24 protein-coding genes and 1 tRNA gene are annotated in these 23,872 nt (G+C 70.6%); 14 read left to right on the forward strand and 11 right to left on the reverse strand.

All coding sequences use genetic code 11. The annotated features are described in order from the left end of the window. Positions 1-15: 15 nt before the first annotated feature. Complete coding sequence (locus tag EDF27_RS05825) at positions 16-957, forward strand: DUF2090 domain-containing protein (RefSeq protein WP_132047703.1); 942 nt, start codon at positions 16-18, stop codon at positions 955-957. A gap of 31 nt (positions 958-988) precedes the next feature. On the opposite strand, the gene EDF27_RS05830 is transcribed toward EDF27_RS05825, so the two are convergent. Beyond that, positions 989-1,687 carry an NAD(P)H-hydrate epimerase gene (locus tag EDF27_RS05830; protein WP_243698208.1) on the reverse strand — a complete coding sequence of 233 codons (699 nt, stop codon included), beginning with the start codon at positions 1,685-1,687 and terminating at the stop codon, positions 989-991. Between the two features lie 34 nt (positions 1,688-1,721). On the opposite strand from EDF27_RS05830, the gene EDF27_RS05835 reads away from it, so the two are divergent. Together EDF27_RS05835 and EDF27_RS05840 are read left to right on the forward strand one after the other, a co-directional pair. Continuing rightward, a complete protein-coding gene (locus tag EDF27_RS05835) occupies positions 1,722-2,510 on the forward strand; it encodes an alpha/beta hydrolase (RefSeq protein WP_132047705.1) in 789 nt (262 codons plus the stop codon). 198 nt (positions 2,511-2,708) lie between these two features. Next, the gene (locus EDF27_RS05840) at positions 2,709-3,740 is read left to right on the forward strand and encodes an aldo/keto reductase (protein ID WP_123656301.1); all 1,032 of its coding nucleotides are present in this window, start codon (positions 2,709-2,711) and stop codon (positions 3,738-3,740) included. A 237-nt stretch (positions 3,741-3,977) separates the two neighbouring features. Here the strand turns inward: EDF27_RS05840 and EDF27_RS05845 are convergent, their stop codons facing one another. The 3 genes from EDF27_RS05845 to msrB form a co-directional block, all read right to left on the reverse strand. After that, on the reverse strand, positions 3,978-5,501 hold the full coding sequence (locus EDF27_RS05845) for a glycosyltransferase family 39 protein (RefSeq protein WP_132047707.1): 1,524 nt from the start codon (positions 5,499-5,501) through the stop codon (positions 3,978-3,980). 33 nt (positions 5,502-5,534) lie between these two features. Further along, a tRNA-Thr gene (locus EDF27_RS05850) sits at positions 5,535-5,610 on the reverse strand. Between the two features lie 42 nt (positions 5,611-5,652). Next, entirely contained in the window at positions 5,653-6,063 is a 411-nt protein-coding gene (gene msrB / locus EDF27_RS05855; RefSeq protein ID WP_123656299.1) for a peptide-methionine (R)-S-oxide reductase MsrB, read from the reverse strand. Positions 6,064-6,118: 55 nt separating this feature from the next. Between msrB and EDF27_RS05860 the strand changes: the two genes are divergently transcribed. From EDF27_RS05860 to groL, 6 genes are all read left to right on the forward strand, one after another. Continuing rightward, positions 6,119-6,589, forward strand: coding sequence for a GNAT family N-acetyltransferase (locus EDF27_RS05860; RefSeq protein WP_132047709.1), 471 nt, complete (start codon positions 6,119-6,121; stop codon positions 6,587-6,589). Next, positions 6,586-7,575, forward strand: coding sequence for a DUF2332 family protein (locus EDF27_RS05865; RefSeq protein ID WP_132047711.1), 990 nt, complete (start codon positions 6,586-6,588; stop codon positions 7,573-7,575). The genes EDF27_RS05860 and EDF27_RS05865 overlap by 4 nt, the downstream gene beginning before the upstream one ends. 106 nt (positions 7,576-7,681) lie before the next feature. Continuing rightward, positions 7,682-7,984: a DUF3263 domain-containing protein gene (locus EDF27_RS05870; RefSeq protein ID WP_243698209.1), complete on the forward strand. Its 303-nt coding sequence runs from the start codon at positions 7,682-7,684 to the stop codon at positions 7,982-7,984. Positions 7,985-8,013: 29 nt separating this feature from the next. Further along, positions 8,014-8,565 carry a LytR C-terminal domain-containing protein gene (locus EDF27_RS05875; protein ID WP_165931370.1) on the forward strand — a complete coding sequence of 184 codons (552 nt, stop codon included), beginning with the start codon at positions 8,014-8,016 and terminating at the stop codon, positions 8,563-8,565. A 285-nt stretch (positions 8,566-8,850) separates the two neighbouring features. Continuing rightward, complete coding sequence (locus EDF27_RS05880; RefSeq protein ID WP_056120541.1) at positions 8,851-9,054, forward strand: cold-shock protein; 204 nt, start codon at positions 8,851-8,853, stop codon at positions 9,052-9,054. Between the two features lie 211 nt (positions 9,055-9,265). Beyond that, positions 9,266-10,888, forward strand: coding sequence for a chaperonin GroEL (groL, locus tag EDF27_RS05885; protein ID WP_123656295.1), 1,623 nt, complete (start codon positions 9,266-9,268; stop codon positions 10,886-10,888). A 132-nt stretch (positions 10,889-11,020) separates the two neighbouring features. Here the strand turns inward: groL and EDF27_RS05890 are convergent, their stop codons facing one another. The 6 genes from EDF27_RS05890 to EDF27_RS05915 all read right to left on the reverse strand — a co-directional run bounded on the left by EDF27_RS05890 (position 11,021) and on the right by EDF27_RS05915 (position 18,554). Then, positions 11,021-11,935, reverse strand: coding sequence for a hypothetical protein (locus tag EDF27_RS05890; protein ID WP_132047713.1), 915 nt, complete (start codon positions 11,933-11,935; stop codon positions 11,021-11,023). Between the two features lie 237 nt (positions 11,936-12,172). After that, positions 12,173-13,870 carry a HAMP domain-containing sensor histidine kinase gene (locus EDF27_RS05895; RefSeq protein WP_123656293.1) on the reverse strand — a complete coding sequence of 566 codons (1,698 nt, stop codon included), beginning with the start codon at positions 13,868-13,870 and terminating at the stop codon, positions 12,173-12,175. Between the two features lie 97 nt (positions 13,871-13,967). After that, positions 13,968-14,663, reverse strand: a complete 696-nt coding sequence (locus tag EDF27_RS05900) for a response regulator transcription factor (RefSeq protein ID WP_123656292.1) — start codon at positions 14,661-14,663, stop codon at positions 13,968-13,970. Between the two features lie 62 nt (positions 14,664-14,725). After that, positions 14,726-16,423 (reverse strand): DNA repair helicase XPB, encoded by a 1,698-nt coding sequence (locus tag EDF27_RS05905; protein WP_123700789.1) that lies wholly within the window; start codon positions 16,421-16,423, stop codon positions 14,726-14,728. Positions 16,424-16,453: 30 nt separating this feature from the next. Beyond that, positions 16,454-18,223 carry a helicase-associated domain-containing protein gene (locus EDF27_RS05910; RefSeq protein WP_132047715.1) on the reverse strand — a complete coding sequence of 590 codons (1,770 nt, stop codon included), beginning with the start codon at positions 18,221-18,223 and terminating at the stop codon, positions 16,454-16,456. Positions 18,224-18,251: 28 nt separating this feature from the next. After that, positions 18,252-18,554 carry a multidrug ABC transporter ATPase gene (locus EDF27_RS05915; protein ID WP_123656289.1) on the reverse strand — a complete coding sequence of 101 codons (303 nt, stop codon included), beginning with the start codon at positions 18,552-18,554 and terminating at the stop codon, positions 18,252-18,254. A gap of 50 nt (positions 18,555-18,604) precedes the next feature. Between EDF27_RS05915 and EDF27_RS05920 the strand changes: the two genes are divergently transcribed. Together EDF27_RS05920 and EDF27_RS05925 are read left to right on the forward strand one after the other, a co-directional pair. Further along, the gene (locus tag EDF27_RS05920) at positions 18,605-18,982 is read left to right on the forward strand and encodes a cold shock domain-containing protein (protein ID WP_123656288.1); all 378 of its coding nucleotides are present in this window, start codon (positions 18,605-18,607) and stop codon (positions 18,980-18,982) included. Next, positions 18,979-19,593 (forward strand): DUF3027 domain-containing protein, encoded by a 615-nt coding sequence (locus tag EDF27_RS05925; RefSeq protein WP_123700787.1) that lies wholly within the window; start codon positions 18,979-18,981, stop codon positions 19,591-19,593. Before EDF27_RS05920 ends, EDF27_RS05925 begins: the two co-directional genes overlap by 4 nt. Before the next feature lie 81 nt (positions 19,594-19,674). On the opposite strand, the gene serC is transcribed toward EDF27_RS05925, so the two are convergent. Then, positions 19,675-20,793, reverse strand: a complete 1,119-nt coding sequence (gene serC, locus EDF27_RS05930) for a phosphoserine transaminase (RefSeq protein ID WP_123656286.1) — start codon at positions 20,791-20,793, stop codon at positions 19,675-19,677. A 123-nt stretch (positions 20,794-20,916) separates the two neighbouring features. Between serC and EDF27_RS05935 the strand changes: the two genes are divergently transcribed. From EDF27_RS05935 to EDF27_RS05945, 3 genes are all read left to right on the forward strand, one after another. Beyond that, on the forward strand, positions 20,917-21,612 hold the full coding sequence (locus EDF27_RS05935) for a metal-dependent transcriptional regulator (protein WP_123656285.1): 696 nt from the start codon (positions 20,917-20,919) through the stop codon (positions 21,610-21,612). Between the two features lie 254 nt (positions 21,613-21,866). Further along, on the forward strand, positions 21,867-22,970 hold the full coding sequence (locus EDF27_RS20225; RefSeq protein ID WP_123700785.1) for a C40 family peptidase: 1,104 nt from the start codon (positions 21,867-21,869) through the stop codon (positions 22,968-22,970). Positions 22,971-23,308: 338 nt separating this feature from the next. Continuing rightward, complete coding sequence (locus EDF27_RS05945) at positions 23,309-23,803, forward strand: HNH endonuclease (RefSeq protein WP_123656283.1); 495 nt, start codon at positions 23,309-23,311, stop codon at positions 23,801-23,803. Positions 23,804-23,872: the final 69 nt, after the last annotated feature.

The following is a 23,872-nucleotide window of genomic DNA, read 5'->3' on the forward strand; positions in this document are numbered from 1 at the left end:
GAGTAGCAACGGAGCATGCCCGTACTCGATGCAGCCCACCCCCTGTTCCTGTTCGCGATGGACCAGCGTTCGTCGCTCCTCGAGCACACGTACGACGAGTCCGGCGGCGAACCGATCGACGAAGCCGAGGCCGAACGCGTCCGCGCCGGCAAGCAGCTCGTCTACCGCGGCGTCCTGACCGCGCTCGCCGCCGGTGCCGCGCGGGAGCACACCGGCGTCCTGGTCGACGAGCGGTACGGCGCGGACGTCGCACGACTCGCCAAGGACGCCGGCCTGCAGCTCGCGATGCCGATCGAGCGGTCCGGCCGCGAGTGGTTCGAGCTCGAGTACGGCGACGACTGGATGGCCCACGTCGACGCGTTCGACCCGGACTGGGTGAAGGTGCTCGTCCGCGACAACCCGTCGTTCGACGCCGATCGGCGCGCGCAGCAGGCGTCCGATCTGGCCGCCGTCGCGTCGGCACTGCACGACGCGGGACGGCCGTTCCTGGTGGAGCTGCTGGTGCCGGGGACCGACGAGCAGCAGGCGTCCGTCGAGGACTACGACCGTGACCTCCGCCCCGACCTCGTCGTGCAGGTGCTCGAGTACCTGCAGGACCACGGGGTCGAGGCGGACGTGTGGAAGCTCGAGGGGCTCGACGCCCGGAGCGACGCCGAACGGGTCGTCGCCACGGCTCGGCGGGACGGCCGGGACGCGGTGCAGTGCATCGTCCTCGGTCGGGACGCCCCCGAGGAGCAGCTCGACCACTGGCTCCGCACGGCGGCACCGGTGGACGGGTTCGTCGGGTTCGCGATCGGCCGGAGCAACTGGGAGGAACCGCTCGAGGACGTCGTCCGTGAGCACCTCGACACCGAGGCAGCCGAGGGGCTCATCGCCGCGAACTACCGGCACTTCGTCGACACGTGGCTGGAGGCCAGGGGCGACGTCGAGCACGGCGTGGACGCCGGCGCGATCTGACCTCGGCGGCGGTCGGGCCGAACCGTGGCGGTCAGGTCCGGAACAGCGGCTCCACCGCGGCGAGGTCGCCGGCGATCCCGACGTCGACGAGCTCGATCCGTCCGGCGAGCGTGGCGGCCGGGCCCCGCAGGAGTCCCGCCTTCACCCCGCCGAAGGTGACGGTGACGTCGGCCTGCAGCACGTGGTCGTCCGCGACGGCCCCGGTGTCCACGTCGATCCCGCTCGGCACGTCCACCGCGACGACGTACGGCGCACGCTGATCGCGGGCGAGCTCGCGGATCGCACCCACGACCTCGCGCGCCGGGGAACGGAGCGCTGATGCTCCGGAGACCCCGATGCCGAGGATCGCGTCGAGCACCAGGTCCGCGCGGAGCGCGGCAGCGGTCGCGATCACCGCCGGTTCAGCCGGGTCGGACAGGAGGCTCGCGCCGGCATCCAGGGCGGCCCTGAGGCCCGCCTCGTGGACACGTGAGCCGACACGGAGGATCTCCACGTGCCTCCCGGCCGAGGCGAGGTGCGCACCGGCGAACAGGGCGTCACCGCCGTTGTCGCCGCTGCCGACCAGCAGCAGGACCGATCCCGGGCCGTCACCCGGTCGCTCCGCCGGGTCGTCGAGCAGTCGCCCGACGATCTCCGCCAGCCCCGCAGCGGCACGCTGCATCAGCGGCTCGCCCGCGTCGAGGTGCGGCCGTTCCGCCGCCCGGATCTGATCGCCGCCGTAGCCGTCCATGCGGGCCACAGTGCCCCGATACCCTGGGGACGCCATGTCACTCGTCCCCGCAGCACCCCAGCCCCGCGCCGTGATGTCGCCCGACGGGCAGCGCATCGCCACGTACGACTTCGGCGACCCGGACGCCCCCGTGGTGGTGGCCGTGCACGGTTTCGCCTCCGCAGCGGTGCTGAACTGGCACGCGTCGGGCTGGACCCGCGACCTCGTCCGTGCCGGGTACCGTGTCGTCGCGCTCGACCAGCGCGGGCACGGGGCGTCGTCGAAGCCGCACGAGCCGGGCGCCTACTCGATGGACCTGCTCGTGGCCGACGTCACCGCCGTCATCGACACGTACCTGCTGGACGACGTCGCGTTCCTCGGGTACTCGCTCGGCGCCCGCGTCGGGTGGCACACGGCGGAGCGGATCCCGGACCGGATCACCCGCGCGGTCTTCGGCGGGATCCCGGACGCCGACCCGATGCGCCGGGTGCGCGTCGACCAGGCGCGTGCGTACATCGCGGACGGCACGCCGATCGAGGACCGCGTGACGAACGGCTACCTGACGATGGCGGGGAACGTCGAGGGGAACGACCTGGCGGCGCTCGTGGCGATGGTCGAGGGCATGCGGAACAGCATCGAGCCGACGCCCGAGAACGCGCCGTCGCAGCCGATCCTGATGGCTGCGGGCAGTGAGGACGGCATCCGGGACAGCGCGGTGCGGTTGGCCGCTGCGGCGCCCGATGCCTCGTTCTTCGAGATCCCCGGCCGGAACCACTTCAACGCACCGACGAGCCGGGCGTTCCGGGAAGCGGCGATCGCGTTCCTGGGCGGAATGACGCGGTGACACCGTTCGGCGCACCGACGAGCCGGGCGTTCCGGGAAGCGGCGATCGCGTTCCTGGGCGGAACCACGCAGTGACACCGTTCGGCGCACCGACGGGCCGGGCGTTCCGGGAAGCGGCGATCGCGTTCCTGTCCGAGACGCGCTGACGGGTACTGCGGGGGCCTCTCGGTCCCCGGGCCTCCGGCGTAGCGTCCGCGGCATGGAATACAGACTCCTCGGGAACAGCGGGACAGCGGTGTCCTCCCTCACCCTCGGCACCATGACGTTCGGCAGCGAAGCCGACGAACCCACCTCGCACACCATCATCGACACGTTCGTCGAGGCCGGCGGCACCCTCATCGACACGGCCGACGTGTACTCCGGCAACGAGTCCGAGCGCATCATCGGGCGGTGGCTCGCAGCGCACCCGACCGAGGCCCAGCAGGTCGTCCTCGCGACGAAGGGCCGCTTCCCGCAGGGCGACGGCCCGAACGACCTCGGGCTCTCCCGCCGGCACCTTCGTGTGGCGCTCGACGCGTCGCTCGACCGGCTCGGCGTCGACCACATCGACCTCTACCAGATGCACGCGTGGGACGCCCTGACCCCGATCGAGGAGACCCTGCGCTTCCTCGACGACGCCGTCTCCGCCGGGAAGATCGGCTCCTACGGGTTCTCGAACTACCTCGGCCACCAGATCACCAAGGCCGTGTACGAAGCGAAGGCGCACCACTTCGCGCCGCCCGTGACCCTGCAGCCGCAGTACAACCTGCTCGTCCGTGACATCGAGCACGAGATCGTCCCCGCCTGCCTCGACGCCGGCATCGGACTGCTGCCGTGGTCGCCGCTCGCCGGTGGCTGGCTGTCCGGCAAGTACCAGCGCGACGAGGCCCCGACCGGCTCGACGCGGCTCGGCGAGAACCCGCAACGCGGCATGGAGGCGTGGGAGGCCCGGAACGGCGACGAGCGCACGTGGGAGGTGCTCGACGTGCTGTCCGGGGTCGCCGAGGCGCACGACGCGTCGCGGTCCCAGGTCGCCCTGGCGTGGCTGCTCGCCCGGCCCGCCGTGACCAGCGTCATCCTCGGCGCACGCACCGTCGAACAGCTGTCGGACAACCTCGGCGCGGCCGACCTCGTGCTCGACGACGCCGAACTGCAGGCGCTGACGGACGCCAGCGCACCGCGCATCGACGACTACCCGTACGGCACCGCCGGTGTCGCACAGCGGGAACGCAAGATCCGCGGCGGTCGCTGAGGTTCCTTGCGGGATACCGCGATGTCGGCGCAGCCCCCTGGACGACCGGGTCGATGAGGTGTCATCATCCCGGTACGGCCGGCTGGTTACCGCGCCGAGCGCCAGGAACGCCCCCTGATCCGTGTTCCACCTGCGCCGAGAGCCCCGAGCGACCACGTCGCCCGGGGCTCTCGCTCGTCCGGAGGGCGTCGCAGCGCGTGCGGGCGCGCGGGCGCGGCGCGCGTCGCGCGGTGTGGTTCAGCGCGGGACGACGTCCCAGCCGGCCGCGGTCTTCACGAGCCGGCCGTCCGGCACCAGGACCTCGACGTCGTCGAGGTGGAACACCCGGAACTCGTCCGGGTGCGCCGCGACGTACGCCGGGATCGACGGGTCCAGCGTGTACCGGGCGTCCTGCCCGATCACGACGAGGTCGAACGGCCCCGCGTTCGGGTCCCGCGTCTGCCGCTTGAAGACGAACGCGGCGACCGAGGACGGGGACTGCCGCTGCGCCAGGACGAAGCCGTCCTCGCGGTGGGTCTCGGCCAGCACCTCCGGCAGCCGGCCGATCCCCGTCGGGTGCATCGTGGCGGTCGCGACGGACAGCCGCACGCTGGTGGTCGCGGCGACGGCGACGATCGCGAGCGCCGCCGCGAAGGCCGCGGCGCGGAACCAGCCCGGGCCACGCAGGGTCGCGATCCGGCCGATGCCGATCGCGGCCAGGGCGACGAGCATCGGCATCCAGGCGAGGTAGTACTCGCCGAGCGCGACGTCGCTGACCCCGAGGAAGAAGACGAAGTACGGCACCGCGGCGAGGGCGAGCCAGAGCACCAGGCGGGACGGTCGGATGAGGAACGCCGCGAGCACCCCGACGGCCAGCACCGCGCACTCGAGCGTGCCGGTGCCCTGCCACTGGTACCAGAGGTTCGCCCACCAGGGGGAGTGCCGCGTGATGATTCCGGCGACCTCGACCAGGTGGCCGTCTGCGGCGTGCTGCCGCTGGAACGCGATCATCTCGCTGATCGTCGACACGACGCCGAACGGCAGGTACGGCACGACGACGGTGACCGCGAACCCGGCCGCGAACACGAGCCCGCCCCAGAGTAGCCCCCACCAGCGTCGGTACAGCAGTGGGAGGACGAGGAACACCGGGATCAGCAGGACACCGATCTCCTTCGAGGTCACCGACAGCCCCGCGGCGAGCCCGGCCGCCAGGATCCACGGCCACGCCCCGCCGCGGACCCACCGCCAGCCGCACCACATCGCGATGACGCCGAACGCCACCATCGGGCCGTCGAGCAGCGCCAGGCGGTCGATCCGGCTCGGGTCGTCGAGGATCCCGTGCGGTGGGAGCCACCACAGCCCGGCGGCCAGGAGCCCGGTCCACCACCCGACGTCGCGGCGCAGCCAGACGAACAGCACGAGGCCGGTGACCAGCCCGAGCACCGCGACGGCGATCCGTGCGGAGGGGACGCCCTCGCCGAACACCAGCTGGGCGAGGCCCATCAGGTACTTCGCGGTCGGCGGGTGCTGCCGGTTGTCGCTGAAGTCACCATGCAGGTAGTCGTAGCCGGGCTGCTGGTACGCGGGTTCGTCGGTGACGACGTTGCCCGAGCCCAGCCGCCAGAACTGCTGGTAGACGGCCCACAGCGCGACGACGGTGAACGCCGTCCAGCGCGTCCACGGTGCGGTCGCGAGCGGGAGCCAGCGTCCGGTGGACGGTTCGCGGCGGCGGCCACGCGCACGAGCGTGTGCTGGCGCCGCCGGTGCGGTCTGCGTGGACATCCGGGCCAGTTTATTGCGGGTCCGGGGAAGATCTGGGGCCAGCAGCGGGACTTGAACCCGCAACCCCCGTATTACAAGTACGGTGCGCTACCAATTGCGCCATGCTGGCTGACCCGCCCATCTTACCGACGAGCGGGCCGGGACTCGCATGCTACTCGGCCGTGGTCTTCTCGGCGAAGTTCAGCGACAGCGAGTTCATGCAGTAGCGGTCTCCGGTGGGGGTGCCGAAGCCGTCCGGGAACACGTGCCCGAGGTGCGAGCCGCAGTTCGCGCAGCGGACCTCGGTGCGGGCCATGCCGAGCGAGTTGTCCTCGATCAGCTTCACCGCGTCCGGGTTCACCGACTCGTAGAACGACGGCCAGCCGCAGCCGGAGTCGAACTTCGTGCCGCTCTTGAACAGCTCAGCGCCGCACGCCGCACACGTGTAGATGCCGGCGCGCTCCTCGTCCAGGAGCTCACCGGTCCACGGGCGCTCCGTCCCCGCCTGCCGGAGGACGGCGTACTGCTCCGGGGAGAGTTCCTCGCGCCACTCGGCGTCGCTCTTCTCGACGTTGTATGCCATGGGTTCCTCCTGCTTCCGGTCGGGGTTCGTCGACCACTTCAGTAAACTCGTCGGGATGTCCGAGCATTCCGTGCACCGCACTCGATGGGCCCGCCTGACGACGGACGAACTGTACGGCATCGTCCGTCTGCGGAACCGGGTCTTCGCCCTCGAACAACACGTCTCGGACGAGGACTTCGACGGCCGCGACCGTGAGCCCGACACCGAGCACTGGTGGTTCGGAACGGACGGGTCGGCAGCGCTCGGGTACCTCCGCCTGATCCGCCCGGCGGCCGCGGAGGTGCACCCGGACGGCTCCGCCCCGCCGGCCTGGGTGATCGGCCGGGTCGCCACCCACCCGGACCACCGCGGGCAGGGGATCGCGAGCCGTCTCGTCGCCGCGGTCCTCGCGGCCCACGGGCACGAACCGATCGTCCTGCACGCACAGGAGTACGTCGCAGCACTCTACGAACGCCACGGCTTCGTGCGGTTCGGAGCCCCCTACGTGGAGGCCGGCATCACCCACGTCGGGATGCACCGGGCGTGAACACCCGGGCCCGCTACCGCGCCTACGCGGACCGGATCGCTCCGGTCTCGCCGTCGTACGCCGCATGGGCCCGGTCGCTCGACGACGACCTGGTCGCCCTGCTCGACGAGGTCCCGGAGTCGAAGCGGCAGCCGGAGCTGCTCTTCGCGGTCGCGCGCCGGTTGGGTGCGGACCCGTCGGACCCAGCCGCGCTCCGCGCACTCGGACGGGAGGCCGGGCCCACCCTGGTCACGGCCCTCGCCACCGCCACGGTGCAGGCCAACGACCCGCGGCGGCTCGGTCCGCTCGTCCCCCTGTTCGCGGCGCTCGCCGCGTCGGCGTCGCGGCCGCTCGGGCTCGTCGACGTGGGTGCCGCCGCGGGGCTGTGCTCGATCCCGGACCGCGTCACGCTCGACTACCGCACGTCGGACGGCACCGTGCGGATGCACACCGCGCAGGAAGACCCCTCGATCCGGTTGGTCGCCGACGCCTCGGGTACGGTGCCGGCGCCGGCCACGGCGCCGATCCGGATCGGGGCGCGCGTCGCCCTCGACCCGAACCCCATCGACCTCGCAGCGCCCCGTGCGTTCGACCGGTTGGTCGAGGCGGTCCCGCCGGAGGCCCTGGAGCGGACCGCTCTGATGCGGGCGGCCGCGCGCGCGACGCTCACCGTGCCTCCCGTCCGGATCGCCGGCCGTGTGCCGGACGACCTGGACCGCGCGGTCGACACCCTGCCGGACCGTCTCGAACCCGTCGTGCTGACCGCCGGCACCCTGATCTACGTGCCGGGGGCCGAGCGGCAGCGGTTCGTCGACCGGATCGCCGAACGCGGGCTGCACTGGATCGCCCTCGAGCGCACCGGGATCCTGACCGGGGTGGCCGCGACGCTGCCGGCGGACGTCGACGCAGCCGACCCGGCGTCCTTCGCGACCGTCTCCGTCGACGGGGTCGCCGTGGCCGTGTGCGACGCCTTCGGGACCGCGATCCGGTGGTTCCGCGAGCTGTGACGCTTCCCGGGTGGAATCCGCGACAGTCCAGCGCCATGCCAGGGTCGACATCGACCGCACCCCTACGATGTGCGAGACCCGTTACCCGAATGTGATCGGAACCGTCGTGACCACCATCCCCGCGGACGAGCTCAGCGAGCTCGCCAAGCACGTGCTCGCCTTCGAGCACGAGCGGGCACGGCACGACCGCACGAAAGAGGCGGAGATCCGGGTCGAGTTCGACATGTCGCCGGCGCGGTACTACCAGGTGCTGAACCGGGTCATCGACTCACCCGCGGCACTCGCGTACGACCCGCAGCTGGTCGGTCGCCTGCAGCGCCTGCGGCACGCGCGCACGAGCGCACGAGCGGCGCGGAGCTTCGTCGCTCCCGCCGCCGCCTCCGCCACCGGAACCGAAGAGGAACGATGACGAGATTCCCCCATGACCGTTTCGACGACGTGACCGACGGTCCGCGCGTCGGAGCGCACCGCGGCATGCACCGTCGTGGCCGCGGCTGGATCGCGTTCGCGTGGGCCGCGCTCGCCACCGGCGTGCTCGTCGGGATCGGGGTGCTCGTCCTGGCGCTCCTCAACGGCAGCTACTCGTTCTCCGGGGACGACGACGCCACGTCGTCGCCGTCGGCGTCCGCGTCGTCGTCCGCGTCCTCCTCGTCGTCGTCCTCACCGTCGGCGTCGTCGTCGTCCGCGCCCACCGCGGCGAAGCCCTCCGAGCAGGGCGACACCACGGTCGTCGTGCTCAACGGGACCACCACGGCCGGACTCGCGGCGAAGGGCACCTCGGCACTGACCACCGCCGGGTGGACGGTGACGTCGAGCGGCAACGCGGGCACCACCGGGACCACGTCGACGATCGTGTACTACCAGCAGGACTCCCAGGCGGCCATCGCACGCGGTGTCGCCGCTGCCCTCGGTGTGACCGCCGTGCAGCAGTCGGCAGCGTTCCCGAACGCCGACGTGAGCGTCGTGCTCGGGTCCGACTACACGGGCTGATCGACGCTTCCCGGACTCGTCCGGGTGCGTTTCCGGGTCGTTCTGCGCAGCGCTTTGTAACGGCTGTGTTTCCGGCACGTTGAGTTCCGGCGGAATCAGCGTGAAATGTCCGTCACACCCCTTGCCGAAACGCACTTCCTGATTAGAGTCACAAGTGGTCACCGGAGTGATCGGAATGTCGTCGGACCTCGGTACGCACGATGCGGAACACCCGGGCTCGGACCCGACGGCGTCACCCGACGGCCCCGTCGTTCGCAACAGCAGTACCGCAGGGAGCAACAGATCATGGCCAACGGAACCGTCAAGTGGTTCAACGCTGAAAAGGGCTTCGGCTTCATCACCGTCGATGGAGGGGGCCAGGACGTGTTCGTCCACTACTCGGCCATCGACATGAACGGCTACAAGGTCCTCGAAGAGGGCCAAGCAGTGACGTTCGACGTCGGCACGGGGTCCAAGGGCCCGCAGGCCGAGTCGGTGCGTCCGGCCTAGTCGCCGAACCACTCCGGACGCGCCGTCCCCTCGGGGGCGGCGCGTTCGTCGTGTCCGGGCGGTGTGCTGGTGGGTGTGCTGGCGGGTGTGCTGGTGGGTGTGCCGGTGTGTGTTGCACTCTCAGGGGTCGAGTGCCAGAATCGGGCTTGGCACTCGCTGACGCTGAGTGCCAGAAGACCCCCACGACGTCCGGGAGGGACGAGAAACTCACATGGCTAAGATCATTGCTTTCGACGAGGAGGCCCGCCGTGGCCTCGAGCGCGGCCTGAACCAGCTGGCCGACGCCGTGAAGGTGACGCTCGGCCCGCGCGGCCGCAACGTCGTCCTCGAGAAGAAGTGGGGCGCCCCCACGATCACGAACGACGGTGTCTCCATCGCCAAGGAGATCGAGCTCGACGACCCGTACGAGAAGATCGGTGCCGAGCTCGTCAAGGAGGTCGCCAAGAAGACCGACGACGTCGCCGGTGACGGTACGACCACCGCGACCGTGCTCGCCCAGGCCCTCGTCCGCGAAGGCCTCCGCAACGTGGCCGCCGGCGCCGACCCCGTCTCGCTGAAGCGCGGCATCGAGAAGGCCGTCGCGGCCGTCTCCGACCAGCTGCTCGCGAACGCCAAGGAGATCGAGACCAAGGACCAGATCGCCGCCACCGCGTCGATCTCGGCCGCGGACCCGACCATCGGCGCGCTCATCGCCGAGGCCATCGACAAGGTCGGCAAGGAAGGCGTCGTCACCGTCGAGGAGTCGAACACCTTCGGCACCGAGCTCGAGCTCACCGAGGGCATGCGCTTCGACAAGGGCTACCTGTCGCAGTACTTCGTGACCGACCCCGAGCGCCAGGAAGCCGTCTTCGAAGACGCCTACATCCTGATCGTCAACTCGAAGATCTCGAACATCAAGGACCTCCTGCCGGTGGTCGACAAGGTGATCCAGGCTGGCAAGCAGCTCCTGATCATCGCCGAGGACGTCGACGGTGAGGCCCTGGCCACGCTCGTCGTGAACAAGATCCGCGGCATCTTCAAGTCCGTCGCCGTCAAGGCCCCGGGCTTCGGCGACCGTCGCAAGGCCATGCTGCAGGACATCGCGATCCTCACCGGCGGCCAGGTCATCTCGGAAGAGGTCGGCCTCAAGCTCGAGAACGCCACGCTCGACCTGCTCGGCAAGGCACGCAAGGTCGTCATCACCAAGGACGAGACCACCATCGTCGAAGGTGCCGGCGACACCGAGCAGATCGCGGGCCGCGTCCGTCAGATCCGCTCCGAGATCGAAGCGACCGACTCCGACTACGACCGCGAGAAGCTCCAGGAGCGCCTCGCGAAGCTCGCCGGTGGCGTCGCCGTCATCAAGGCGGGCGCTGCAACTGAGGTCGAGCTCAAGGAGCGCAAGCACCGCATCGAGGACGCCGTCCGCAACGCCAAGGCCGCTGTGGAAGAGGGCATCGTCGCCGGCGGTGGCGTCGCCCTGATCCAGGCCGGCAAGGTCGCGCTCGACTCCCTCACGCTCGAGGGCGATGAGGCGACCGGCGCGAACATCGTCCGCGTCGCCATCGACGCACCGCTCAAGCAGATCGCGCTCAACGCCGGTCTCGAGCCGGGTGTCGTGGCCGCCAAGGTCCGCGAGCTCGAAGCGGGCTGGGGCCTCAACGCCGCGACCGGTGAGTACGTCGACCTGATCGCTGCCGGCATCATCGACCCCGCCAAGGTCACGCGCTCGGCGCTGCAGAACGCTGCGTCGATCGCCGGTCTGTTCCTCACGACCGAGGTCGTCGTCGCCGACAAGCCCGAGCGCGCCGCGGCCGCTCCGGCCGGCGACCCGACGGGTGGCATGGACTTCTAGTCCGTCGTTCCGGAAGGGCCCTCGCACGCTGCGCGTGCGGGGGCCCTTCCGCGTGCGCCGCGCGCGTGCCTCCGCCGGTGAGATCGCACTTCGTGTCGGCTGATCTTCGCTCAACCGACACGAAGCGCGATCTCACCGCGGTACCCCGCTGCGCTGACGCAATGCGAACGCCTCGCGGAGACGCTCCAGGAAGTCGGATGGGTGGTGCGCATCCTTCGCGGTGACGTGGATGGTCAGCCAGCTCGCGACAGTGAAGGCGTTGCCACGCGTGCGGTCGTGGCTGAAGGTGTCGCGGTCCGTCCGGTGGTGGTCGCCGTCGTACTCGAGGGCGATGCGGAGTTCGACCCAGGCCATGTCGACGCGCCCGATGAAGCGCCCCGATGCGTCGAAGACGTCCGCGTTCAGGTCGGGCTCCGGGAATCCGGCCTCCACGACGATCAGTCGCACGATCGTCTCCATCGGCGATTCAGCTCCGACTCGGACGAGATCGAGAGCGGCGCGGACGAGCACGACAGCGCGATCCCCAGGGTGGATGGTCGCGGCGAGCTGCGCTGGAGATGCCAGCCGCCCGACGCCGACGAGGTGATCGCCGAGGATCACCAGTGCGCGGAGACTGAGCAGGATCCGACATTCGTACCAGAACGCGGCCGGTGTGCTGACCCGCACGCCGAACACCGTGGTGACATCGGCGCGTGAGGGCCGGACGCGATGCCCGATCACGCCCTGCCGGCGTTCCACGGGTCCCGACCCGGTGGTCGACACGTGGAGCTCGCTGTTCGGAGCAGCGAACAAACGGGGGAGCGGGGCACTCCAGAGCCTGGCGGCCGTCGTGTGGCTGAAGTGCTGATCGGGGCGGAGCAAGAGGCCGTGGGCGAGTGCCGTGTCGATGAAGGCGAGCCGGTCGGCAGGGACTCGAACTCCGCGGGCCGGAGCGGCCAGGTCCTTCCTCCGAAGGCGTTCCCGTCCGACGCCCTGTTCGAGTGCGTCGGCGACGAGGAACGGCGTCCGCAGGAACCTGGACGGGAGTGGCTGAGGGTCCGTTGGCATGACGCCAGCGTGCCGAGCCACTGACAGCCAGGGGGCCGCGCCCGCGTTCCTGTGGAGGAGGACCCTCCCGGAACCGGCTGTGCAGGAGCCGCGAGATCGCGCTTCGTGTCGGAAGGCTCAGAGGGGAGGCGACACGTAGTGCGATCTCACCGGGGGTGGGGGCGGGGGTGCCGCGCGGGCGCGCGGGTGCGCGGGTGCGCGGGCGCGCGGGCGCGCGGCCGGGGGCGCGCGCCCGCGTCAGGCGGCGGCGGAGCCCGCGGGGGGCTGCGGGGTGTAGTCGCGGGGGAGGAGCGGGAGCCAGATGCGGAAGGTGGCACCGCCGCCCTCGGTGTCGATGACCTCGACGGAGCCCTGGTGCGCCGCGACGATGCCCGACACGATCGCGAGCCCGAGGCCCGAGCCGCCGGTGTCCCGTGCGCGCGAGGTGTCGGCACGCCAGAAGCGCTGGAAGATCTTCTCGCGGAGCTGCGGCGGGATGCCCTCGCCGTGGTCGATGACGTCGATGTGCGCCATACCTCGGTCGTCGTCCACGCCGATGCCGATCTCGATGGGGTCGTCGTGCGGCGTGAACCGCATCGCGTTGCCCATCAGGTTCGTCACGACCTGCCGGATCTTGTTCTCCTCGGCGAGGACGATCGGGGGACGCTTCGGCATCACGACGGTGGGCAGCGGCGTCGTCTCGTCGGAGACCGGCGCGTCGACGTTCATGGCGCGGCTCCGCCGGGCGCGCAGCCGCGCCAGGGTCTGCCGGGAGAACGCGATCGGCCCGGTGGTGTTCGCCGACGGGGACACGGGCGGGTTCTCCGACGACGACGGGGTGACCGCGGGGCCGAACGACGACGGTGCACGCACGGCCTGCGGCACGTCCTCGACGAGGACCTGGATCTCGCGGTCGGGGTTCGACGCCATCGTGTCGAGCGCGGAGTCGCGGGCGATCGCGACGAGGTCGACCGGGCCGAGCTCGAGCGGCTTCGACTCGTCGATGCGGGCGAGCTGGAGGAGGTCCTGCACGAGGAGCCCCATCCGCTGCGCTTCCTTCTCGATGCGCTCCATCGCCTGCGCGACGTCCTCTTCCTTGCGGAGAGCACCCATCCGGTACAGCTCGGCGTACCCGCGGAGCGAGACCAGCGGGGTGCGGAGTTCGTGTGAGGCGTCGCCGACGAACCGGCGCATCTGGTCGATGGTGCGCTGCCGGTCCTCGAACGCGCTGTCGATCCGCTCGAGCATGGCGTTGAGGGAGCGGTTCAGGCGCCCGACCTCGGTGTTCGGGGTGTCGTCCTCGAGTCGCTGGTTGAAGTCACCCGCGGCGAACCGGGCGGCGGTGTCCTCGACGTCGCGGAGCGGGTCGAAGGTCGCGGTGACGAGCAACCGGGTGAGCATCGCGCCGAGCAGGATGACGGAGATGCCGAACCCGAGGAAGATCACCGTGAACCGGGCGATGGTCTGGTCGGTGTCCGCACTCGACACCGCGACGAGCACGTAACCGGTCTCGGTGGCGCCGGTGGAGATGTTCTGGAGGTTCGCCGGGATGACCTGGGCACGCCACTCGTGGTTGTGCTGCTTGTCGTAGAGGCTGAACGGGTTGCTGGTCTTCGTGGCCGCGGCGAAGTCGACCGACGAGATGTCAGGCTGCGATGTGGACTGGGTGTCGCAGATCTGCTTGCCGTCGCTGTCGTACGCCGCGACGTAGGAACTCTTCTCGAGCACCACGGAGAGCTTGCAGTACTGCTCACCGTCGGAGACGTTCTGCCCCTCGAGCTGCGACGTCGTCGTGGTGACCTGGTTGTCCAGGCGGGACACCAGGTAGGTGGAGAGCACCGTCATGGTGCCGAGCCCCGCGACGAGCAGGCCGAGCGCCACCAGGAGCACCGTGATGCCGGTGATCTTGGTGCGCAGGGAGATGCCGTCCCACCAGCGGTTCATTCTGGAGTGCATGCTGCCTCAACGGTAGACGGCGGCCGCCCGGTGAAACCGGACGACCGCCGAGAAAGACGGGCCAGACGAACGACCACGAGGGCCGGCCCGACGGAGCCTAGGAGGCCTTCGACGCCTTCAGCATGTAGCCGAACCCGCGCTTGGTCTGGATGATCGGCTCGGCCGAGTACTGGTCGAGCTTCCGACGCAGGTACGAGATGTAGGACTCCACGATGCCGGCGTCGCCGTTGAAGTCGTACTCCCACACGTGGTCGAGGATCTGCGCCTTCGACAGCACACGGTTCGGGTTGAGCATGAGGTAGCGGAGCAGCTTGAACTCGGTCGGGGAGAGCTCGATCTGCGCGTCGCCGATGGTGACCTCGTGCGTGTCCTGGTCCATCGTCAGCTCGCCGGCGCGGATGATCGCGTCTTCTTCGTCGTTCATCGTGCGGCGGAGGATCGCCTTGATGCGCGCGACGATCTCGTCGAGCGAGAACGGCTTCGTGACGTAGTCGTCGCCGCCGACCGTGAGGCCGGTGATCTTGTCCTCGGTGTCGTCCTTCGCGGTGAGGAACAGGATCGGGGAGGTGTAGCCGGAGGATCGGAGGCGCTTGGTCACGCCGAAGCCGTTCATGTCGGGCAGCATCACGTCGAGGATGATGAGGTCCGGCTCTTCCTCGAGCACGGCCGAGATCGCCTGCGCCCCGTTGCCGACCGCGCGCACGGCGAACCCGGCGAAGCGGAGCGAGGTCGTGAGGAGATCGCGGATGTTCGGCTCGTCGTCGACGATCAGGATCTTGGGGCCATCGGTCATGGTCCTATCTTCTGGCCGTTCCCTAAGTGTTACCTGGGAGCGACGCGAGAGCAGGACGGGCGTCAGCCCACCGCGGCCTGGACCTGATCGGCGTCGAGGATCGTGTACGAGTACCCCTGCTCGGCGAGGAACCGCTGCCGGTTCTGTGCGAAGTCCTGGTCGACGGTGTCCCGCGTGACGAGCGTGTAGAACGACGCGGGCAGGCCGTCCTTGTTCGGGCGGAGCAGCCGGCCGAGGCGCTGCGCCTCTTCCTGCCGGGAGCCGAAGGACCCGGAGACCTGGATCGCCACGGTGGCGTCGGGCAGGTCCACCGAGAAGTTCGCGACCTTGGACACGACGAGCACGTCGATCGCGCCGTCGCGGAACGCCTGGTACAGCCGTTCCCGTTCGTCGATCGGCGTCGCTCCGGTGATCTTCGACGCGCCCAGGGAGTCGGCCAGGTCGTCGAGCTGGTCGATGTACTGCCCGATCACGAGGATCTGCTCGCCCCGGTGCTTCTCGATGAGTTCCCGGACGACCGGGGTCTTGGCCGGGGTCGTCGCCGCGAGCCGGTAGCGCTCGTCGTCGCTCGACGCCGCGTACTCCAGACGGTCCTCGTGGGGCAGGTCGATGCGGACCTCGAAGCAGGACGCGGGGGAGATGTACCCCTGCGCCTCGATCTCCTTCCACGGGGCGTCGTACCGCTTCGGCCCGATGAGGGAGAACACGTCGCCTTCGCGCCCGTCCTCGCGCACGAGGGTCGCGGTCAGGCCGAGGCGTCGACGGGCCTGCAGGTCGGCGGTCAGCTTGAAGACCGGGGCGGGGAGCAGGTGCACCTCGTCGTAGACCACGAGTCCCCAGTCGAGTGCATCGAGGAGCGACAGGTGCGTGTACTCGCCCTTCCGTCGTGCGGTGAGGATCTGGTAGGTGGCGATCGTGACCGGCCGGATCTCCTTGACGCTGCCGGAGTACTCGCCGATCTCGTCCTCGGTCAGGGAGGTCCGGCGGAGCAGCTCGGACCGCCACTGCCGCGCGGACACGGTGTTCGTCACGAGGATGAGCGTGGTCGCCTTCACGGTGGCCATCGCCCCGGCGCCGACGAGCGTCTTGCCGGCGCCACAGGGCAGCACGACGACGCCGGATCCCTGTGCGAAGAAGCTCTGCACGGCGTCCTGCTGGTACGGCCGCAGGTCCCACTCGCTGTTGTCGAGGTCGATCGCGTGCGGCTGCCCCGGCGTGTACCCGGCGAGGTCCTCGGCCGGCCAGCCGATCTTCACGAGCTCCTGCTTGATCTGTCCGCGCGCCCACTGCTGCAGCTCGATCGCGGTGTCGGAGCGCTTGTTCCCGAGGAGCGGCTTGATGCGCTTGGAGCGGACGACCTCGGCGAGGACCGTCGGGTCCGTCGCGGTGAGCAGCAGCGTCGGCTGGCGCTCGAGTTCCTCGGTGGGGGAGTTCGCGATGACCGGCGCGTCGGCCGGGTCCTCACGACGGATCACGAGCCGGCCGTACCGGGCGACGGTGTCGCGGATGTCGACGGTGACGCTCTGCGGGACCGGGAACTTCGCGAAGCGCTCGAGGGTGTCGATCATGCTCTCGGCGTCGTGGCCCGCGGCGCGCGCGTTCCACAGGCCGAGGCGGGTCACCCGGTAGGTGTGCACGTGTTCCGGGGCGCGTTCGAGTTCGGCGAACACGGCGAGCTCGTGGCGTGCGTCCTCGGCGTCGGGATGCGCCACCTCGAGCAGCACGGTGCGGTCGCTCTGGACGATCAGCGGTCCGTTCATGGCCTTCCAGCCTAGCCGTCGCCGCCTGGGTCAGGCTTCGCTGTCGACGGACACGACCAACGACAGGGGCAGTGTGCGCTCCACGTCGGCGGCGGTGTCCTTCCCCCGGATGCGTCCGGCGGCGACCGAGGTCGGCACGATCGAGAACGGCCGCTCCGAGCCGTCCGGCATCCGGACCGTCACCCGGATCGGCGTGCGACCGCGCACGGCGAGGTCGATCTGTCGACCGAGCCACTCCTGTTCCGGTTCGGCAGCACCGCGTTCCGTCGTCAGTCGGAGCCGACCCACGACGGCGCGCGCTGCGGCTTCCGGGGTGCGCTGCGGCAGACGGCGACGGCCTGGAGGCCCGTGGTGCGTCTCGGGGCGGGCGCCGGGTTGCAGGACGGCCGGGTAGCGCTGGTCCTCCAGCGCCGCGTGGACCACGTGCGGTGGGTAGCGGGTCACCAGGGTCGTCAGGTCGGGGCGCTCCCACGCCAGCTGGCGGAGTTCGGCGTCGACCCCGATGAGATCGAGCTGGTCGGCGGTGCCCCGCACGACCGATCCGAGGCCGTCCTCGGCGCGGTCGACCACGATGCTGCCGTCCCGCGCGGCGACCTGGTCGACCAGGTAGGCGAGGGGCTGCGGGACGCCGGCGAGCCCGATCCGCTCGAACAGTGCGACGACCTGGTCGCGGGTGCTCCCGGCGCGGAGGGCACGGCGGAGCGAGTCCTCGGACACGCGGTACCGGGCGGCGAGCCCCGGCGACTCGAGGTCGGCGACGCTCCGGAGTTCGGCGTCGGCGTCCGGCGCGAGGGGCCCCGGTGCGATGACGGTGAGGTCGTGCTGGAGGTAGACGCCCTCGACCGTGTGCGGGAGGTCGGCGGTCGCCGCGCGCTCCGCAGCGTCGCGGTCCGCGCCGAGGAGCGTGCGACCGGTCTCGGTGACGATGCCGTCGACGGTGAGGCCGAGCGCGTTCGCCGTGCCGGCGACGTCGAGCAGGGTCGCGTCGAGCCATCGCGCGCCGGCGGGGTACGCCCAACGGCCGAGGCTCGGCAGGTCGCGCCAGTCGTCGCCGGCCACGTCGAGGACTTCACGGACGGCGTCGTCGAGTTCGTCGTGCCAGCGCTCGACGAGGTCCGCCCACCGGTCCGGCCACGCGGTCGTCAGCCAGGCGCGCCCGGCGTCGGTCAGGGACCACGTGCCGTCGTCCGTGCCGGTGAAGCGGATCCGCTCGAGCAGCTCCAGGCGGCCGGGCACCACCTCGGGGTCGGCGCCGGAGCGTTCCGCGAGGGCACGGGCGAGCGGTGAGCCGATGCCGCCCTTGACGAGTTCGCGCACGCCGCCGTCGTCCACGGAACGGAGGAGCTCGGCCAGCACCGTCATCGTCGCGAACGCGTGTTCCGCGCCCGTCGCACGTGCGGCACCGGACGTCCCCGTCCCCGCGTCGGGGGCGGCCTGGCGGACCGGTGCCGGGCCTCCCGTCAGCGCAGTGAGGTCCGGGTGCGCCGCCACACGCAGCGCGACCGCGTCGTCGACCCGGCCGTCCGCTTCGGCCAGGCCGAGCGCGACCGCCGGGGCGAGTGCGTCACCGGCTTCGCCGTCGCGGAGCGCGACCAGCGCCCGGCGCGGGAGCCGTTCGACGGCGGCGTCGACCGCGGCGTCGGCGCGGAACGCCTCGGCCAGGTCGAAGAAGTCGGTGATGCTCTGGGGGCCCGTCTCACCGAGCACCGCCGCGGGGAGCCCGCGCGCGATGATGAGCCGTTCGAGGTCGTCGTCCGGCATCGCCCGCAGTCGGGCGGCGAGGTCGGCGGTGGTCGTCATCGTCCTCCGCATGCGTCCGGAGCGGACGTCAGCGGGCCTCGTTCCGGTGTGCGCGTGCCTTGCGGGTCCAGGTGACGGCCAGCAGCACGAAGATCAGGACCAGCGCGATGGGCGGTCCGAAGTACAGGATGCCGAGGACCACGGGCCAGATGCCGGTGCCCGGGATCGTCCCGAGGGTCAGCCAGCCGATGATCATCGCCGCGAAGCAGAGGACCGTGAAGAACACGATGCCGCCGATCATGAACGCGAGGGTGCGTTCGGTACGATTGAACGTCGCCGGGGATTCCGCGGAGTTCCGCGTGTCCTCGGTGGATCGGGTCGGCTTGGCCATCGCCCCAGGATATCCGCACCACGGCCGCACACCTATCGAGGAGTCCACGCATGCCCACCGGCAAGGTCAAGTTCTACGACGACCAGAAGGGTTTCGGGTTCATCACCGGAGACGACGGCGACCAGGTCTTCCTGCACGCCTCCTCGCTGCCCGACGGCGTGACCACCGTGAAGGCCGGTGCGCGCCTGGAGTACGGCGTGGTCCAGGGCAACAAGGGATCGCAGGCGCTGTCCGTCCGCCTGCTCGACCCGAAGCCGTCGCTGTCGAAGATGTCCCGCCGCTCGGCGGACGACATGGCCGTCATCGTCGAGGACCTCGTGAAGGAACTGGACCGGATCAGCGGAGACCTCCGCCACGGTCGCTACCCGAAGAACGGCACACGCATCGCCGCGATCCTGCGGCACGTCGCAGACCAATTGGACGCATGACCATGACGACCGACAACACCGACCTGACCGCACTCGCCCGCAGGGCGCTGCTCGAGGTCACCGAGGAGTCGACCGTCGGGTCCTCCGTCGGCACCACGGACGAGGGCGACGGGGTCGTCTCGGTCCTGTTCGCGAACCGGATGCCCGGGTACCCGGGGTGGCGCTGGACCGTCAGCATCGCCCAGGTCGAGGGCGAGGAGCCGACCGTGCTCGAGGTCGAGCTGATGCCCGGTGACGGGTCGCTGCTCGCGCCGGACTGGGTGCCGTGGTCGGAGCGGCTGGCCGACTACCGCGCCGCGCAGGAGGGCGAGGAACACGGCGACGGCGACTCCGACGACGACGCTGACGCGGACGACGACGCTGACGAGTCCGATGAGGACGACGAGGACTACGAGTCCGACGACGAGGACGACGACGACGAGTCGGATGACGACGACGAGTCGGATGACGACGACGACGCGGATGACGACGACGACGCGGACGACGACGAGGACGACGACGACGACGAGTCGGACGACGACGACTTCGACGACGACGAGGACGACCTCCCCGAGTCGGACGACGACGAGATCGACGGCGTCGACGTCGACGAGCTCGACGACCAGCGCTGACACACCGCCGTCCTGCCGAGACGCCGCACGAACGACGAAACGCCGCCGGATCCGGCGGCGTTTCGCGTTGTGTGCGGCGTCTCAGCCCTTGAGCGCGCCCACGACGTAGGTGATCGCGCCGACGAGCTTCTGCACGTCGTCGGGGTCGATCGCGGTGAACGTCGCGACGCGCAGCTGGTTGCGGCCGAGCTTCCGGTACGGCTCGGTGTCGACGATGCCGTTCTCGCGGAGGGTCGCGGCGACCGCCTTCGCGTCGATGGAGTCGTCGAGGTCGATCGTCGCGACGACCTGCGAGCGGTGCTCCGGGTCCGTGACGAACGGCGTGGCCCAGTCGACCGACTCCGCCCAGTCGTACAGCGTCGAGGACGAGGTCTTCGTGCGGGTGTCCGCCCACGCCAGGCCGCCCGAGTTGTTGATCCACGAGATCTGGTCGTCGAGGAGCAGCAGCGTCGAGATCGCCGGGGTGTTCAGCGTCTGGTTCAGGCGCGAGTTGTCCACCGCGTTCTTCAGCGACAGGAACTCCGGGATGTACCGGCCGGACGCGGCGATGCGCTCCACGCGCTCGATCGCGGCGGGGGAGAACAGCGCGAGCCACAGCCCGCCGTCCGAGGCGAAGTTCTTCTGCGGTGCGAAGTAGTAGACGTCCGTCGCGCTGACGTCGAACAGGGCGCCGCCGGCAGCGCTCGTGGCGTCGACGACGGTCAGCGCACCGGGGTCGCCCTCGGCGCGGACGACCGGCGCCATGACGCCGGTCGAGGTCTCGTTGTGCGGGTAGGCGTAGACGTCGACACCGTCGACGATCTCGAGCTCGGAGCGCGAGCCGCCCGGTGCCTCGACCACGTGCGGGGCCTGGAGCCACGGCGCGGCGGCGGCCTTCGCGAACTTCGACCCGAACTCACCGAAGGAGAGGTTCTCGGCGCGCTGCTCGATGAGCCCGAACGCTGCGGCGTCCCAGAACGCGGTCGAGCCGCCGTTGCCGAGGACGACCTCGTAGCCGTCCGGCACCTGGAAGAGGTCGGCGAGGCCGGAGCGCACGGAGCCGACGAGGTCCTTCACGGGCTTCTGCCGGTGGGAGGTCCCGAGGATCGTCGCCCCGCGGGTGACCAGGGACTCGAGCTGGGCGCCACGGATCTTGGACGGACCGCAGCCGAAGCGTCCGTCGGTGGGGAGGAATTCGGCCGGGATGACGATGTCTGCCATGGATCGATCCTACCGATCGCTGGTATCCCACTCGATTCCTTGCGCCGTGCAAGAGTTGGTCGTTCCGTGTCGGCCCGAACAAGTAGGGTGGGTCGCGCTGGGCCCAGACAGGAGAGGCGGACCGTGACCGATCTCGTCGACACCACGGAGATGTACCTGCGGACGATCCTCGACCTCGAGGAAGAGGGGATCGTCCCGCTGCGCGCGCGCATCTCCGAGCGCCTCGGGCACTCGGGTCCGACCGTCTCGCAGACGATCGCCCGGATGGAACGCGACGGACTCGTCGTCGTCTCCGGGGACCGCCACCTCGAACTCACCGGCGAAGGCCGCTCCCGCGCGACCCACGTGATGCGCAAGCACCGCCTCGCCGAACGACTGCTCTCCGACGTCATCGGCCTCGACTGGGCGTTCGTCCACGACGAAGCGTGCCGCTGGGAGCACGTGATGAGCGAGCAGGTGGAAGTGCGCCTGCTCGAGATGCTCGGCAACCCGACGGAGTCCCCGTACGGCAACCCGATCCCCGGCCTCGCCGAGATCGGTGGGCCCGACGCCGGCGGCTTCCTCGACGGCGTCCGCAACATCGTGTCCGCGACCGAGGGAACCGACGCCGTCGCGACCGGTGTCATCCGCCGCCTGGGTGAGCCCGTCCAGTTCGAGCCGGAGCTCCTGCACCAGCTGCGATCGGCGGGCGTGATGCCCGGCCGGCTCGCGAGCGTCCAGCGCGCCGGTGCCTACGTGGCGGTGCGTGTCGACGGCGAAGACGCCGGCATCGAGCTCCCGACCGAGGTCGCCCAGCACGTCTACATCGACGCCGCGTAACAGCGTCACCGACCCCGTCGGGGTACAGCTCCGGGGGACGATGTCGACCGCTTGACGTGGCGCCTGTCGCAAAATCAAACTCCGGCTCTGACCAGGGCTTCTTTACCGTTCTGTTACAAAGCGGCGTTTTCGTCTCGACAAGGTAACGACGCGCCCGTACACTCGACGAGTCCCTGGGCTGACAACGACCCGGGAACCCGTGGCAGGACGTCTCGAACCCGTCTCCTGCCTCGATCGGAAACGATGACGAACGGATGGGGTTGCGCACGCACGGCGATCAGCACATGACGATCTGCCGGGCGGGTGATGACGAGACGCCGGAGACCCCACCCTTGACGCAGACCGGTTCCGCCGCGGACACGACGCCCGCGAACCCGACGAACTCAGGCCTTCCGAACACCGGCCACACCGACGCCCCGCTCACCCGGCGGGCTGCCCGCGACGCTGAAGCCAAGTCGAGCCGCCGCAGCGCGACGACGCCGGCCCGCCGCAGCACGACCGCTGCCCGCGCGGAGTCGCCCCGCGGTGCGAACGTCGCCGGTGCGATGCGTGCCACCGGCACCCACGCCGCGCGCCCCGCTGCCGCCACCGCCCGCACCGCGTCGGACAAGCCCACGTCGAGCTCGCGCAAGCGCAAGTTCATGGCCCCGATCGTCCTGACGGTCGCCGCCGGCATGTTCGGCACGATGGCCGTCCCCGCAGCCTTCGCCAGCACGCAGGCGACCGGTGCCTCCGACACCGCGACCGCCCAGCAGGCGATCCGCACCACCCAGAGCCAGCAGCTGTCCGTCTCCGACGCGGCCGCCCTCGCCGACACCAGCCGCGACGGCTACTCCGCGACGTCGACCGCGACGCTCGCGTCCGAGAAGCACGCCGCCGAGGTCCAGGCGGCCCGCGCCGCGACCGCCAAGCAGTACGCGTCGTACTCCGGCCCGACGGCCACCGACTACCTCGCGTCCTCCTCGACGACGTCGACCGCCGCCAGCACGGCCACCACCGTCGCCCCCGGGACGCCGTTCTCGCTGCCCGCCGTGGTCGCCACCGCGAAGCAGTACATCGGCACCCCGTACGTCTTCGGCGGCGCCACCCCCGCGGGCTTCGACTGCTCGGGCTACGTGATGTTCGTCTACGCGCAGTACGGCATCAACCTCGCGCACTCGGTGCCGCTGCAGGACCAGGCCGGCACCACGATCCCGGAGTCCCAGGCCCAGCCCGGCGACGTCGTCATCTTCAACAACGAAGCGCACGACGGCTTCTACATGGGCAACGGCATGATCATGGACGCGCCGAAGCCCGGCGGCTCCGTGTCGATCCGCCCGATCTGGACGAGCGACTACCACATCGTCCGGATGGGCTGACGCCCGACCGGCATCTGAACAGTCCGAGAACCGGCCCAGCACACCTCGTGCTGGGCCGGTTTCTGGTTTAGCCTGAGCGCATCGGCCCGACACGGCCCGAACAGGAGACCCCATGTCATCGTCACGCACGACCCGCACCATGGGTCGGCGCGCGCACTTCGACATATGGTCGACCACGACCTGCGTGCACCTGCACGCCCCAGCGTGACGGAGAGCACTGCCCCCAGGGGTGGTGCTCTTCTTCGTTCCGGGACCGGTTCGCGGTCACTCGTTCGTCGTCGTCCGGTCCGGTGCCCCGCACCGCCTGGAAGCCGTCCAGGCTCGTCGGAAGGGAACCCATGCGCACTCTCGTCCTCAACGCCGGTTACGAGCCCCTCGCGGTCATCTCGTTCCGTCGGGCCCTCGTGCTGGTCATGAACCAGAAGGCCGCCATCGTCGCCGCCGACATCGAACACCCGGTCACCGGGTCGACGTCGAGCTTCGACCGTCCGTCCGTCATCATCCTCACCAGGTACGTGCGCATCCCGCACTCCAGGCTCGTGCCGGTGTCCCGACGCGGGGTCCTCCGCCGGGACGCCAACCGGTGCGCGTACTGCGATCGGCATGCGACCACGATCGACCACGTCCAGCCGAAGTCGCGCGGGGGTGAGGACTCGTGGGAGAACCTCGTCGCGTGCTGCCTCGCCTGCAACAACACCAAGGGGGACCGCACCCCGCGGGAGATGGGCTGGAACCTGCGGTTCCGTCCGAAGGCCCCGCACGGCTCGAGCTGGGTGGTGCGCGGGATGGAGCGGACGGAGCCGGACTGGGACGAGTTCCTGGTCGCCGCGTAGCGGCGTCACCACACCGGGGAACGGACACGGCACCGCGGAGTCGCGTGGTGCGGTGTCCGTTCGCCGTTC

The sequence above is a fragment of the Curtobacterium sp. PhB136 genome (genome assembly GCF_004346855.1).
In the GTDB taxonomy this organism is placed as follows: Bacteria; Actinomycetota; Actinomycetes; order Actinomycetales; family Microbacteriaceae; genus Curtobacterium.

Excerpts from the sequence above, each read along its gene's own strand:
- EDF27_RS05825 (WP_132047703.1), top strand. The coding sequence starts at position 16 with ATGCCCGTACTCGATGCAGCCCACCCCCTGTTCCTGTTCGCGATGGAC.
- EDF27_RS05830 (WP_243698208.1), bottom strand. The coding sequence starts at position 1,687 with ATGGACGGCTACGGCGGCGATCAGATCCGGGCGGCGGAACGGCCGCAC.
- EDF27_RS05835 (WP_132047705.1), top strand. The coding sequence starts at position 1,722 with ATGTCACTCGTCCCCGCAGCACCCCAGCCCCGCGCCGTGATGTCGCCC.
- EDF27_RS05840 (WP_123656301.1), top strand. The coding sequence starts at position 2,709 with ATGGAATACAGACTCCTCGGGAACAGCGGGACAGCGGTGTCCTCCCTC.
- EDF27_RS05845 (WP_132047707.1), bottom strand. The coding sequence starts at position 5,501 with ATGTCCACGCAGACCGCACCGGCGGCGCCAGCACACGCTCGTGCGCGT.
- msrB (WP_123656299.1), bottom strand. The coding sequence starts at position 6,063 with ATGGCATACAACGTCGAGAAGAGCGACGCCGAGTGGCGCGAGGAACTC.
- EDF27_RS05860 (WP_132047709.1), top strand. The coding sequence starts at position 6,119 with ATGTCCGAGCATTCCGTGCACCGCACTCGATGGGCCCGCCTGACGACG.
- EDF27_RS05880 (WP_056120541.1), top strand. The coding sequence starts at position 8,851 with ATGGCCAACGGAACCGTCAAGTGGTTCAACGCTGAAAAGGGCTTCGGC.
- groL (WP_123656295.1), top strand. The coding sequence starts at position 9,266 with ATGGCTAAGATCATTGCTTTCGACGAGGAGGCCCGCCGTGGCCTCGAG.
- EDF27_RS05890 (WP_132047713.1), bottom strand. The coding sequence starts at position 11,935 with ATGCCAACGGACCCTCAGCCACTCCCGTCCAGGTTCCTGCGGACGCCG.
- EDF27_RS05895 (WP_123656293.1), bottom strand. The coding sequence starts at position 13,870 with ATGCACTCCAGAATGAACCGCTGGTGGGACGGCATCTCCCTGCGCACC.
- EDF27_RS05900 (WP_123656292.1), bottom strand. The coding sequence starts at position 14,663 with ATGACCGATGGCCCCAAGATCCTGATCGTCGACGACGAGCCGAACATC.
- EDF27_RS05905 (WP_123700789.1), bottom strand. The coding sequence starts at position 16,423 with ATGAACGGACCGCTGATCGTCCAGAGCGACCGCACCGTGCTGCTCGAG.
- EDF27_RS05910 (WP_132047715.1), bottom strand. The coding sequence starts at position 18,223 with ATGACGACCACCGCCGACCTCGCCGCCCGACTGCGGGCGATGCCGGAC.
- EDF27_RS05915 (WP_123656289.1), bottom strand. The coding sequence starts at position 18,554 with ATGGCCAAGCCGACCCGATCCACCGAGGACACGCGGAACTCCGCGGAA.
- EDF27_RS05920 (WP_123656288.1), top strand. The coding sequence starts at position 18,605 with ATGCCCACCGGCAAGGTCAAGTTCTACGACGACCAGAAGGGTTTCGGG.
- EDF27_RS05925 (WP_123700787.1), top strand. The coding sequence starts at position 18,979 with ATGACCATGACGACCGACAACACCGACCTGACCGCACTCGCCCGCAGG.
- serC (WP_123656286.1), bottom strand. The coding sequence starts at position 20,793 with ATGGCAGACATCGTCATCCCGGCCGAATTCCTCCCCACCGACGGACGC.
- EDF27_RS20225 (WP_123700785.1), top strand. The coding sequence starts at position 21,867 with ATGGGGTTGCGCACGCACGGCGATCAGCACATGACGATCTGCCGGGCG.
- EDF27_RS05945 (WP_123656283.1), top strand. The coding sequence starts at position 23,309 with ATGCGCACTCTCGTCCTCAACGCCGGTTACGAGCCCCTCGCGGTCATC.